At 38.5% G+C, this 13,369-nt stretch carries 12 protein-coding genes; 4 read left to right on the top strand and 8 right to left on the bottom strand.

Annotated elements, in window-relative coordinates:
* Positions 1–36 precede the first annotated feature (36 nt).
* Positions 37–846, bottom strand: a complete 810-nt coding sequence (locus K6I41_RS08855) for a sulfite exporter TauE/SafE family protein (RefSeq protein WP_250375672.1) — start codon at positions 844–846, stop codon at positions 37–39.
* Between the two features lie 98 nt (positions 847–944).
* Between K6I41_RS08855 and K6I41_RS08850 the strand changes: the two genes are divergently transcribed.
* Entirely contained in the window at positions 945–1,733 is a 789-nt protein-coding gene (locus K6I41_RS08850; RefSeq protein WP_182918024.1) for an AraC family transcriptional regulator, read from the top strand.
* On the opposite strand, the gene K6I41_RS08845 is transcribed toward K6I41_RS08850, so the two are convergent.
* Genes K6I41_RS08845 through K6I41_RS08830 form a run of 4 tightly spaced genes read right to left on the bottom strand, consistent with a single transcriptional unit; the run spans position 1,728 to position 5,012 of the window.
* On the bottom strand, positions 1,728–2,216 hold the full coding sequence (locus K6I41_RS08845) for a GNAT family N-acetyltransferase (RefSeq protein WP_013197817.1): 489 nt from the start codon (positions 2,214–2,216) through the stop codon (positions 1,728–1,730). The genes K6I41_RS08850 and K6I41_RS08845 overlap by 6 nt on opposite strands.
* 2 nt (positions 2,217–2,218) lie before the next feature.
* Positions 2,219–2,983 (bottom strand): ABC transporter ATP-binding protein, encoded by a 765-nt coding sequence (locus tag K6I41_RS08840; RefSeq protein WP_151822842.1) that lies wholly within the window; start codon positions 2,981–2,983, stop codon positions 2,219–2,221.
* Positions 2,980–3,990, bottom strand: a complete 1,011-nt coding sequence (locus tag K6I41_RS08835) for a FecCD family ABC transporter permease (protein ID WP_081402260.1) — start codon at positions 3,988–3,990, stop codon at positions 2,980–2,982. The genes K6I41_RS08840 and K6I41_RS08835 overlap by 4 nt, the downstream gene beginning before the upstream one ends.
* 2 nt (positions 3,991–3,992) lie before the next feature.
* Positions 3,993–5,012 carry an ABC transporter substrate-binding protein gene (locus K6I41_RS08830; protein ID WP_151828192.1) on the bottom strand — a complete coding sequence of 340 codons (1,020 nt, stop codon included), beginning with the start codon at positions 5,010–5,012 and terminating at the stop codon, positions 3,993–3,995.
* Positions 5,013–5,658: 646 nt separating this feature from the next.
* Here K6I41_RS08830 and K6I41_RS08825 point away from each other — a divergent pair.
* Together K6I41_RS08825 and K6I41_RS08820 are read left to right on the top strand one after the other, a co-directional pair.
* Positions 5,659–7,206: a tyrosinase family protein gene (locus K6I41_RS08825; RefSeq protein ID WP_250375671.1), complete on the top strand. Its 1,548-nt coding sequence runs from the start codon at positions 5,659–5,661 to the stop codon at positions 7,204–7,206.
* Between the two features lie 157 nt (positions 7,207–7,363).
* Entirely contained in the window at positions 7,364–8,707 is a 1,344-nt protein-coding gene (locus K6I41_RS08820; RefSeq protein ID WP_250375670.1) for a PepSY-associated TM helix domain-containing protein, read from the top strand.
* A 73-nt stretch (positions 8,708–8,780) separates the two neighbouring features.
* Here K6I41_RS08820 and K6I41_RS08815 read toward each other — a convergent pair whose 3' ends face one another.
* Positions 8,781–9,833 carry an NAD(P)-dependent alcohol dehydrogenase gene (locus K6I41_RS08815; protein ID WP_250375669.1) on the bottom strand — a complete coding sequence of 351 codons (1,053 nt, stop codon included), beginning with the start codon at positions 9,831–9,833 and terminating at the stop codon, positions 8,781–8,783.
* Positions 9,834–10,121: 288 nt separating this feature from the next.
* Between K6I41_RS08815 and K6I41_RS08810 the strand changes: the two genes are divergently transcribed.
* Positions 10,122–11,009, top strand: coding sequence for an AraC family transcriptional regulator (locus tag K6I41_RS08810; RefSeq protein ID WP_250375668.1), 888 nt, complete (start codon positions 10,122–10,124; stop codon positions 11,007–11,009).
* 107 nt (positions 11,010–11,116) lie between these two features.
* On the opposite strand, the gene K6I41_RS08805 is transcribed toward K6I41_RS08810, so the two are convergent.
* Together K6I41_RS08805 and K6I41_RS08800 are read right to left on the bottom strand one after the other, a co-directional pair.
* Entirely contained in the window at positions 11,117–11,989 is an 873-nt protein-coding gene (locus K6I41_RS08805; protein ID WP_250375667.1) for an NAD(P)-dependent oxidoreductase, read from the bottom strand.
* Positions 11,989–13,365 (bottom strand): MFS transporter, encoded by a 1,377-nt coding sequence (locus tag K6I41_RS08800; protein WP_151767578.1) that lies wholly within the window; start codon positions 13,363–13,365, stop codon positions 11,989–11,991. Before K6I41_RS08800 ends, K6I41_RS08805 begins: the two co-directional genes overlap by 1 nt.
* Positions 13,366–13,369 lie beyond the last annotated feature (4 nt).

The following is a 13,369-nucleotide window of genomic DNA, read 5'->3' as shown; positions in this document are numbered from 1 at the left end:
AAGAGATATTATTCTTCAATTAATTGAAATAAAAAGTTAATTTAAAAAAAGCATGACTAGTAAAACTATTATTAAAAGTAGCGGATACAACTTTGCCCGCCATAAATCCGGCAGTTTTGAAATAAATTTTTCTGAAAAATATAGCCCAATCCATGTTCCAGCAACCAAGAATAAAGCAGCTTCAAACCAGATTAGACCAATAAATCCACTAGGTGTCCATGTAGATTGCCAACGTGATAATACACAATAGGTTAGCGTTGCAGTTAAAGACAAAGGCAGCGTGAGAATGTTTGCGATAGCCGCGGCCTCTGCCATAGAACTACCCCGGCGCCGTAATAACGGAACTGTCATTACACTGCCACCCACACCTAAAAGCGCTGCAACCCAGCCGATAACTCCGCCTTTAATGAGTTCGCTGTTTTGTCCATAGTTTTGCTTTTGCATTGATGTCACCATAAACCCTGGTCGGTAATAACAATCAATAATGGTTATGAACACATAGCCCATAAATATCCAGCGAAGCCAACTGCCATTAAACAATGAGGCCATTACTGCACCGACAATTCCACCAAGTGCAATACCACCCCATAAAAAGCGGATCTTTTGCCAATCTATATGTCCAGACCAAAAATGTCGAAAGGTTGCAAAACTTGCCGAGCAGAGCATGACAAAAGCTGATGTAGCTACGGCGATTTGCATCGCATGTACCCCCACCATGCTTTCATTACTCCACTTTTGAATAATGACGGTATAAAGCAAAGGTACAGCAACAAAACCGCCTCCAAAACCAAATAACCAAGTGGTTATGCCTGAAAGTAGTCCAAATAAAAATAGCTCATATAGCATGATTATCTTCCTCACGTTTATAGAGGCATGATATAAAATAGCTTTATGGCAAACTAACGTAGAAAAGCCATATTTTTATTAATTTCAGACAAAAATATATGCGTAATATTCCAATTAACGAGGTAGACCATCTACCGCAAGCGGTTCTAACGTTAGGATCAGACTATCCTGCTGATACTTTGTTAGATACGCATAGCCATCGCCGTGCTCAGTTCTTATATGCACCCGAAGGCCTCATGAAAGTTGAAACTGAAGATGGGCAATGGCTCGTGTTACCGTACAGCGGTGTATGGATACCTGCAGGCAAACCACATCGGGTATGGCTATCTAAAGTCAGTACTTATAGTTTGTATATAGAAGTGAATAGTGCACCAAGACAAGCAAACTATTGCGAGGTTATACAAGTCTCGCCTTTGTTACATCAACTGCTCATTCAGGCTAATCAGCTACCTATTGACTACCAACATTCAGGCCGTGACGGCGCTCTTATCGATTTATTGTTATATGAATTAGAAGCTGCACCAGCCCTGCCTCTGTTTATTCCATTGCCTCACAACACATTGTTATCTAAACAGTGTGCTGAGTTTATGCAGCATCCCGATATTCATAGCAGCCCTAAAAATTGGGCACATGACCACAATAAAAGTGAGCGGACTTTTCACCGCTGGTTTAAGTCAGAAACTGGCATGTCCTTTCAGGCTTGGCGTAATCGGGTCTGCATCATCTATGCTTTAAATGCCCTAAAAAAAAATATCTCCATTACTGAAATTGCTTTTAGTTTGGGCTATGAACACTCGGCAGCTTTTACAGCAATGTTCAGTAAAATTATGGGTTATCCGCCTACCCATTTTCAAAAAAGATTTCATGCACATGATAAAGCACTATAAAGATTTACTCATGTGAATGGTGTCATAGGTCTCGATCCACTCACGTTTAATAACATCAAAGCCTTGAAGCCGCCAAAACTCCTCAGCCGCAGGTAAAAATGGATGGGTATGCAAATACAAAGTGGTAATTTCATTCTTCTGTGCATGGCTAAACAACATTTTACATAGCATAGTTGCGATACCATTACGGCGGTATTCAGGCAATACAAACAACTTAACCACTTCCACTGTCTTAGATGGCAAATTTAAATCAAAACGATGGTCATACGCCCGATATGCAATAGTGCCAATAATACGGTTTTTATCTTTTACCGTAATAAAGCAACCTAATGGATCATTAACATAATATTGCCCAAAATTTTTTAAATCTTTGGGGACTTGCCCATGATAGATTTCTGGAAATAATAAATGTCTCGTATAAAGAGCAAACTCTACAGCAGATGCATAGTCTGATTTGTCTGCTAGATGATAGTGAAAAGTCATATTTATAGCCAAGAATGATCAGGGATAACAATGGTTTTGTCTTGAATCATGGCTTCATGGAACTCAACATCATAGACACTTTTTAAAAACTTCGGATCGGTTATTCGTGTTTTTGACTCAGGCTTAACCACCTCATGTTGGCGCATAAAAAACAAATGATCTGCAAATAAAAAAGCCAAGTTGGGATCATGCATAATTGCAATCACCGTAAAATTTTGCCGCGACAACTGACGCAATTTTTTCATTAAATAAGACTGATAATAAACATCGAGATGATTGGTTGGTTCATCAAGCAAAATGACTTTCGGTGCTTGTACTAAAATACGGGCAATCATGACCAATTGTCTTTCGCCACCCGATAGCTCGGTATAAGGACGGTCACGCAAATGCTCGATGTCTAAATCAAGCAAAGCTTGGTCTACACGTTCCCAGTCTGATTTTGAAGGACGAAATCGACTAAAAGCGGCACGTCCCGTAATCACCACATCTTTAACCAAAAATGGAAATACGGTTTTATGAAACTGCGGTAAAAAGCCGAGTAAGGCTGCCCGATCTTTCCCGTTAAAGTCCGATAGTGGTTTTCCAGAATAACGAATCAACCCATCTTTTACAGGTTCTAGGCCCGCCATCAATTTAAAAAGTGTAGATTTACCACAACCATTACGCCCTAAAATCACTGAAAACTGATTTTCAGGAAACTCCAGATGAATATTTTTAAGGACCTGTTTGTGCCCATAGGCATAATTTAACTGATCAATTTGAATCATGCCCAATGAGTCCTCTGTGTTTTCATTAATAATAAGAAAAATGGTGCGCCAAGTAACATGGTAAAAATACCAATCGGTATTTCAAACGTTAGTAAAACCCGAGAAAAGTTATCAATCAACAGGAGAAAACTACCGCCCAAAATCATATTGGCAGGAATACTGTAGCGATGATCTGGCCCAACCAACATTCTCACAATATGTGGCATAAACAGCCCATATAAACTAATAATGCCAGCCGCTGCTACAGAAGTTGACGTACATACAGTCACCAGCGCAATTAAAAGAAGCTGTTCCCACCTTGGGTTAACACCAACCGCCTGTGCTTCTTCGGCACCGAGTGCCATTAGGTTTAGGCGCCAACGCATCGCAAATAATCCAGCAAGACCAATACAGATTGGTAGCACAGCGTATTGAACCTTTTGCCAAGACGCTTGATGTAAGTTGCCCATGGTCCACTGCACAATGGCTTGTAATTTAAATGGATCACTTAAGTATTGAATGACTGTAAGTCCTGCCAAAAACAGCCCCGAAACAATCATGCCCGATAAAATTACCATGACTAAAGATGTCTGGCTTTCATGTTTTTGATGGGCAAATAAATACGTTAAACCAACAGCGCACACGCCAAAAATAAAGGCGGATAGGTTTGGTGAAAGCCAACTTAAAGAAAGTGCTAAAGCTGCACCGAACGCCGCACCAGATGAAATACCGAGTACATACGAGTCAACTAAAGGATTACGAAACAATGCCTGTAAACCATTTCCCGCAGTTGCTAACGCAGCACCCACCATAAAGGTCAGTAGAATTCTGGGTAATCTGACATTTACGAGAATGTTTTGCATCAGTCTAAATTGCTCAGCATCAAAATATGGTGTACCAAACACCGCTTGCACACCCCACCGCAAATAATCCCATGCACTCAATGTCTGCGTTGGCCCTATGAGCAACGAGATAAAAATCATCACGAACGGTAACGGGTAAAACCAATAATATTTCAGCTTTTGCATATTCATTGCACCAATGCTTTGGCAAGGTGCTCACCATACAACTTAGTTAAAATACGCTGTTGTAAAGCACTTACTGGTAAATCAGACTGTTCCGGATAAATACTATGATTCAAATAAATCGCCGTAATAATGATTTTGATGGTATGGGGGTTATATATAAATGCAGGACTCAAATTAAATACCTTACGGTTTTGTACAGCGCTTAAACCTTGTAATTCTTTTCGTTCATAAATCAGTTTTGGGTTTGTATTCCAAAGCACAATATTGTCAGGGTTCCATTCAATGAGGGTCTCGGGATTTACATTGGGCTGGTTAGCATCGGTCTGAACAATGTTGTAAGCACCAGCGAGTTCAATAAAGTCATTGGTAATCGACTGACGTCCAGAGGTAGAAAAAATACGCCCTCCTGACCATGCATAGTAAATCGATTTTTTATTTGGCTGACGCGCCGTTTTTGCTGCAACTTCTGCAACAATTTCATCAGAGAAATTTAAAATTTCTTGAGCACGCTTTTGGGCACCGCTCAAAACGGCAATTTCTGATAACTCTTCTTTTACTTGCTGATAAGTGCTGGACTCCATGACATATACAGCAATGCCAAACTGCCGTAACAGTTCAATCGTTTGGGTTTGCCCGCTCCCCAAAATCACCAAATCGGGTTTTAACAACACAAGACTTTCAATATTAGTTGCATTTGCCCCTTGTGAAGGCGTCGCAAGCTGTTTATTGGCAATACGCTTATCTATTTTTGAATAGGCATTAAATAATAAAGGCTGGATGTATACTTCGGCTGGTATGCCAATCACTTTATGACCTTGCCCTAGCATATATAAGCCATCTAAACCCGACTCAAATAGAGAAACTATTCTTTGGGCTGGTTTGGCTACACAAACTTTTGTATTTGTACTATCAAAAACACATATCGAATGGGCTACCAAGTTTTCTTTAGTTTTTCTACTTTGTTCAGATGAAGAGCATCCACATAGAATGAGTAAAGTAAGTATTGAAACCAATGACTTCATTACAGCATCCAACGCACAAATACAGTGCAAAATAAAAAGACGTGTCTATTTGGTGCATTTTTCATATGAAAAAGACACCATAAGAGAGCAAGACGGTTTGAATCATCATTTATAAGTTAGTAAATCAAATGTTGTATTAAAGATAAGAGTAATTAAGCAATAAAAATGCCAAAATTACAAAATAAACTTAATAATCATGCAATTGTAATTTATGTTTTAAAACTCAAAATATAGATAGCCCTATACAAAACCTTTAGAGCATGCATGCTAACATTCAAATAAAATAAATTTTTAATATTTAATTTCAATCAAAAATTTTCATATCTAACATTTCATTTAACAATGAGACTTTAAACTCATAAATTTAAAAAAAAAATACATTAAGCAAAAATATAATTATTTTTATTTTTAAATTTTTTTATTATTAATAAAAACATGTTAGAAACAACATGCTAAATAATTAAGTTTTTCTATAAAATTACAGATTTTAAAATTAAATTTTTTCATTATTAATATTAAATATAAACCTTTAATAAAAACTTCTTTATATGCTAGATTAGATTAAGAATTACCCAACCCAAGGGTAAATTCATAAATTACAAATAATCAAATATAAGAATATTAAACATGACAAGGATTTAAAATCATGAAGAGAAATTATTATATTTTAGGAACTCTATTGTGTGGTATGAGCTTAACGACTCATGCTGACTCACTACGAATAAGTGCCACGGAGTTTGCAAAAGATCCAGCCAAAGTAAGCGCATTACAAAAGGGTCTGGAAAAAATGCGAGCAAATAATAATGCTCCCCCTTTATCACCGGAGTTTCGTACAAGCTTTAATTACTGGGCCAATACACATGGCTATTTTGGTACAGGTAAACATGCAACAGACAAAGATTATTATGTTAATCAATACCGTATGCCACAGTGTTTAGAGATATATAGTAAAGCAGTATGTGACAGTTACTATAAGCATATTCAAAATTCACCAGTCCCAAATGATGGCTTTACCGATGAAGTTTGGGGTACATGCCAACATGGCAATTTAAATTTCTTACCTTGGCACCGTATGATGCTTTATTTTTACGAGCGAACAGTGCGTAAATATGTTGGGCAAGATTACTCTCTTCCTTATTGGGACTACTACCAAGAAAAAGCTGCTAATGGTAAAGGCTTAGCACTCCCTCAATTGGTCCGAGGTAAACAAGCAGGTACCTTATATGATCAGTTCCGTACACCGGGTTTAAATGCAAATATCAGCGCCATAGATCCAGATAATGCCAGCGCTGCTCAAGCATTTAAATGGGATAACTTCACAGACTTCTCTAACCAATTACAGTCTCAACCCCATGGTGTCATGCACTGTGCAGTCGGTAAAAGCTGTGTACTACCAGATATGGGATTTGTACCTATTGCAGGCTTAGATCCCGTATTTTATATGCACCATGCAAATATCGACCGCTTATGGCAATGCTGGTTAAATAAAAAAGCAAATGGGCAACCAATTACGCTTGAATGGGCCAAGAAAAACTTAGGTATGCCAGATAGTTGGTATGACACCCGATATACCTTTGCAGATGAAAACGGCAACAAAGTTACCATGACGATTGCTGATGTATTCACCCCCGGTAAAATTCCAGTGCGATATACTAATGAAAATGCTTGTAAAGTTGAAGCTACTGTTATGAGCAGTAAAGGTGCTGAAAAAGTAAATCTATTTAAAATGAATCATAAACCAGTCAGCAGTAATAAAAGCATTAAACTTATGGGTGTAACTCAAAAAGTAGCTTTAGCCCCTCAAACTGCAAGTTTCCTAGAAAACTCAAGTCAACTTACTCAAACAAAGCTCTCATCAGGACAAACCTATTTAATATTAGATAATGTCCAAATGATTGGTAATCCAAATCTAACCTATAAGATTTATCTATCTCCAAAAAATAAACCAGACCAAAAAATTTATGTTGCCACAATTAACTACTTCGGTGTGTTAGATCATGACCACGGCGGGCACCCAGGCCATATTGGTCAATTGGTCTATCAAGTCAGTGATCAAGTTAAGCAATTAGGCATGGCTGCTGAAGACTTAGAAGTTCAGTTTGTTGCTACTGATTTAACACTTGATCAAGTGAAGGAAAAAGTAAGCTCTCAAGGCTTGAGTATTTCTCAAGTTCGCTTAGAAACTACAAAATAATAATTAAGGGAGAGGCCTGATTTTTTCAGGCCTTTCTTTAGACCAAACAATATGCCTAAGAGCTACTCAAATAATTTAATACTGGTTACAGCTCAATCAGCATCAAGATAAATAAGTCGTTATAATCCGCCCAACACCTGACAAACATTCTCTTCTGATGCTGACCCAATCATCCTTCTGGCGTAGTCTTTACCGTTTAATTCATATTTATGCTGGTATTTTTATTGCGCCATTTATCTTGTTCGCAGCAATCACTGGTTTACTCTATGCAATTACGCCTCAAATAGAGCAAGCGATTTATAAAGATGTTTTATATGTAGAGCCACTGAAGCAACCGCCACATATGCTGAGCCAGCAAATTGAAGCCGCAAAGCAAGTAATGCCTAAGTCTGCACAGGTGATTGAAGTTAGACCAGCTCCAAGTGCTGACCAAACAACTCGTGTAATTTTTTCAGATCCTATACATGATTTTACGAGTGAAGCCGTTTTTATTGACCCTTTTACGCTTCAAGCCAAAGGCCATCTAGCGGTTTATGGTACCAGTGGGGTTCTGCCGTTTCGGACTACACTCGACCAACTACATAGCAATTTATTACTAGGAAAATGGGGTCGCTTTTATAGTGAACTGGCAGCAAGCTGGTTAGCTATTTTGACTTTAACTGGACTATATAATTGGTGGAAACGTCGTCAAAATCTTAAAATTAGACAAACAGAAAAAAATAGATTACTGAAATGGCATAGCACGTTGGGTTTAGCGTTATTCCCTCTCTTATTAATCATCGCCATTACGGGTCTTACATGGTCCGAGTGGGCTGGAGATAATATTCGGGTTGCTCGTCAATGGCTTAACTGGCAAACCCCAACATTGGCAACTTCGCTTCAAGAAGATAATTTACCAACAGTGATGCACCATGAACATCACGAAATGCCACATAGTGAAAATCTTAATTTAAATATTATTTCAAGTGAATACGATAGCGCTCTTTCAATAGCCAGAGCACATGGCATTAATGCAGCACAAATACAAATCAAGCCACCAACCAGTGGAAATCAAGCTTGGACGATAGCCGAAATTCAGCGTAAATGGCCAACTCAAGCAGACAGTATCGCAATTGATATGGAACAACATAAAGTCATCGATCAACTTGCGTTTAAAGATTACTCGTTAGTGGCAAAGCTCACTCGTTGGGGAGTTGATGCGCATATTGGTGTTTTATTTGGCTGGATAAATCAATTGGTACTGGCACTTTATGCTTTCGCACTGTGCATTATGATTATTTATGCATATAGGGCTGCATTTAAAAACTCGAATTTAAAACTCATGACAACTCACTTTGTTGGGCAAAGCTTATTAGTTTGGAACCGTGCAACTGGCTCACAAAAAATAGGGTTAATATTGGTGGGTCTCGTGTTAGGGCTAAGCTTACCTGTTTTTGGTTTCAGTATTTTATTTACGCTATTTATCTTTGCTATGCGTAAATACATTCCTTCTAAATCATAACACTCACATTGGTATTAAACTTTTGAGCTGTGCACACTACTCATCGTATGCACAGCCGAAAATGATGACTAAATTAATCTTCAGACAGTGTTTTCATATTAATCACAAAACGATACTTCACGTCGCTCTTTAGCATACGTTCAAAAGCTTCATTAATGTTTTGCATATCAATCATCTCTACTTCAGAAACAATATTATGCTCACCACAAAAATCGAGTAACTCTTGTGTTTCCTTAATTCCACCAATCACTGAACCTGCAATTGATTTTCTTCCTAAAATCATAGGTACTGAATTTGCGCTAATTTCACCTAAATATCCAACTAACACAATTGTTCCATTTAAAGCTAGTGTTGGAATATAAGGCTTCAAGTCATGGTTATAAGGCACCGTATCAATAATCAAATCAAATTGATTTAACACTGATTTCATTTGAGCTTCATCTGTTGATAACACAACATGATGCGCTCCGAGTTGTTTTGCATCCTGTTCTTTATTTGCTGAGCGGGTGAATAATGTCACTTCAGCGCCTAGAGCATTGGCAAGTTTAATCGCCATGTGCCCTAAACCACCTAAACCGACTACAGCGACTTTACTGTCCTTTCCAACATTCCAGTGACGCAGCGGTGACCAAGTCGTAATACCAGCACACAGTAGTGGTGGTACAGCTTGAGCATTCAGATTTTCAGGTACTTTTAATACAAAATCTTGGCTACATGTAATGCTTTGTGAATATCCACCATAAGTTGGTCGTTGATCATGGCGATCGACACTGCCATAAGTCTGAATATTACCTTCTTCACAATATTGCTCTAGCCCTGAATGACAAGCAGAACAAGTACGGCATGAATCGACCATACAGCCAATGCCCACTAAATCACCGACCTTATATTTTGTGACTTTAGGACCAATTGAGGTGACACGACCTACAATTTCATGGCCCGGAACTATCGGATAAGCACTAAATCCCCAATCGTTTTTAGCTTGATGTAGATCGGAATGGCAAACACCACAATATTCAATTTGAATGACAACATCATCTTCACGTGGGGTTCTACGTTCAAACTTAAACGGAACTAAAGGAGTTTCTGATGACAGCGCGGCATAACCTAAAACTTCAATTGTCATATTTTTTCTCTCATGTTTAATGTTTAAATAAAGACGATTTCTTTGCAGGACATTCATTAATGGCTATAGATTTTGAAAATCCATAAATAGGTTTTGGAACGTTTTGGTTCACTAAGTTCCAACTCATCGACTTTGTGCCATGCTGATCAGTATAAAAATAAAAATCGTAAGCTGTTGTTCTATTCCTCTCACAGATTTGCCTAATCCTCCGAATTGTTGCACTTCTCACTATTTTTCTTATTTGAAATGCCTACAATAAAAACACAGAGGGTAATCGGTGGAATCTGAATGGCGAATAGGTCTCTAAACCATAATCAAGAATTAGCTCAACTTGTCGATCAATGGACCCGAGAAAAAGGTACATTCGAAACACCTATTATGGGACTGACTTTATATCGCGCAGAAACATTGACCCAGCCAAGTAGCAGCATGATGGATGCAAGTTTATGTATGATTGCTCAAGGAAAAAAACAGGTGATTCTTAGCGAAGAAACCTATACGTATGACTCTAACCATTTCCTTTTTACTGCAATTGACCTGCCTGTAATTGCTCAAGTTCTTGAAGCTTCAGTTGAACGACCCTATCTTTCGATAGTGCTACGGCTAGATCCGTATGTACTCGCCCAAATCATGCTTGAAGCCCATATTCCTTTTAAAGACGTAAATACTGAGAAAAAAGGAATGGCTGTTGGGGTAGTGAATTCAGAGCTGAATGATGCTTTTATACGGTTAATAAAACTACTGGATACACCACAAGACATCCCTATCTTGTCTCCCCTGATTATTAAGGAAATTTTTTATCGTTTATTGATGAGCCCACAAGGCGATCGACTTAAACGCATTGTGGCGGCCGGAACTACTGGCCATCGAATTGTGAAAGCGATTGAATGGCTAAAAACAAATTTTGCAAAATCCTTTAGCGTTGAAGAACTGGCAAGCACAATGGGGATGAGTGCTTCTAGTTTTCATCAACATTTTAGGGATATCACTTCAATGAGTCCCTTACAGTATCAAAAGAGAATGAAGTTAACCGAAGCACGGCGTTTATTAATAACCGAAGAATATGATATTTCAACGACCAGTATTCAAGTCGGATATGAAAGTTTGTCGCAATTTTCCCGAGAATATAAACGTTTTTTTGGGGTTTCTCCGTCAGTAGATATTAAGAATATATAAAAGACTCGTACGGACTATTAAGGTTATTTCAAGGTATTAGTATTAACCATAAAAAAAGCGGTACCTGATTATGTCTGTCATCAAATACCGCTAAATTTAAAGCAATATTACATTGGATTCATTCGCTCAAGTTCACGAATTAAACCAGAATGATCCAGCTCCCCGTCTCCGGCAGCAAGCATATTTTCAAATAATTGGCTGACTTGTTGAGCAATTGGCAAATTTAACTCTAGTGATTTGGCATAGCTAACGGCTGTATGAATATCTTTATGCTGGTTTCGAGCAGTGCCACCTGGTTTAAAATCTCGATTTAGCATACGTTCACCATGCTGCTGTAAAATTGGAGAATCGGCAAAGCCTCCTGTGAGTGCCTGTTTTAGTTTAATAGGATCAGCGCCTGCTTTACTGGCCAGTAATAAGCCCTCGCTTACAGTTGCAATGGTAGTTGCTACAATCATTTGATTCACAAGTTTTGCGAGCATTCCACAGCCAGCACCACCTACTAAAATTGGGCGCCCCATTGCACGTAAAATAGTTTCAGCCTGTGAAAATATTTTAGCTTCACCGCCCACCATAATGGCAAGACTTGCATTTTGAGCACCTTTTTCACCGCCAGAAACAGGAGCATCTAAATATTTAAGCCCTCGTTCTCTGCATTTATCACCTTGTACTTTTGCAACTTCAACGGGTATCGAACTCATGACAATAACCGTACTTTCAGGTTTTAACTGAGAGGTTGCACCGTGTTCTTTAAATAGCATTTCATCACAGGTTTTTCCATCGCTGAGCATACAAATCAAAAAATCTACATCTTTTCCAACTTGTTCAAGTTCAAAGCAAAGATGAGCACCCGCGTCTTTTAAGCTATCTGCTTTAGAAGAAGTTCTATTCCAAACCTTAATTTGATGGCCTGCTTTTAGTAAATGCATAGCCATCGGTAGTCCCATAATACCTGTACCCACAAACCCGATGGTCGCCATTATTTTATCTCCGCAGCAGTTCGAACTTTAAGTTGCTGCTGTTCTACTTTTAAACTATTCGATTTTAACTTTGCTAATAACAACAAGCCCAAACCACCCATTGCTACAAAGCCAGCAATCGCAAGAAATGCGACTGTATAAGTGCCTGTGGTCGTATATAAATATCCAGTTAAATATGGGCCAGTAAAACCACTTAAATTACCCACCGAGTTAATTAATCCAATTCCAGCAGCGGCTCCCACCCCCGTTAGAGTTTGCCCAGGAATAGTCCAGAAAATGTTAATTGCGCTAAATACACCAATCGCGAGCAGAATAAAGCCCACAATAATTGCCCAAGGTTGATTTACAATTAGTGCAATCGCAATTGCAAAAGCCGCCATAAGTGCAGCACAAGCACCGTGTTTATACCGCTCTTGTTTACGGTCAGAACGGCGGCTCCATAAAACCATACCAACAGCTGCAAATGCATATGGAATTGCTGTAAGTAAACCATTTTGAATAAGGCTAATTTGCATACCAAATGTATTACGGAATGACTCTAAAACACTTGGTAAGAAGAAAAACATTGCATTTGAACCAGAGGTGATTCCAAAGTAAACAATTGCCATAATCCACACTAAAGGATTTTTAAACACTTGTTTGATCATTTCTCCTTTTGTTAAAGCAGCTTCACTCGACTGCTCTTTTTCTCTTTCTTCGCGCTCTAGTGTAGACATTAACCATTGGCGCTGCTCAGCCGTTAACCATTCTGCTTCTTTTGGGTTATTGGTTAAATATTTTAGACAGATTAATCCCAAAATAATGGATGGAATACCTTCTAGGATATACATTAAACGCCAACCTTCATAACCAATGGTATTGCCCCATTGCATAAGACCGACTGAAATTGGTGCTCCAATAATTTGAGCAATTGGTAATCCTAGATAGAACGTGGCAAAAACACGAGCGCGATATTTTGCAGGAAACCACAAGGTTAAATAAAAGATCACACCCGGAAAGAAGCCCGCTTCAGCAATTCCAAGTAAAAACCGTAAAACAATAAACTGCGTACCGCTATGAATAAAACCCATGAGTCCAGCAATAATTCCCCAAGTAATCATGATTCGAGCAATCCAAATTCGTGCTCCAAAACGATGAAGCAAGATATTACTTGGTACTTCGGCAATAAAATAACCTAGAAAAAAAACTCCCGCACCTAGACCAAAAATGGTTTGAGTAATTCCAAGTGCATCATTCATGTGTAATGCAGCAAAACCAATATTGGTTCTGTCTAGGAATGCCATAATGAATAGAATAATGAGAAACGGGATAATTCGATTCGAAATACGTTTGATTGTCTGCTCTTCGAGAGCACTTACATTTTTGATATCTTCCATAATA

The organism is Acinetobacter sp. AS23 (assembly GCF_023612055.1).
Taxonomy (GTDB): domain Bacteria; phylum Pseudomonadota; class Gammaproteobacteria; order Pseudomonadales; family Moraxellaceae; genus Acinetobacter; species Acinetobacter oleivorans.
This window is presented reverse-complemented; position numbering and strand designations above follow the sequence as displayed.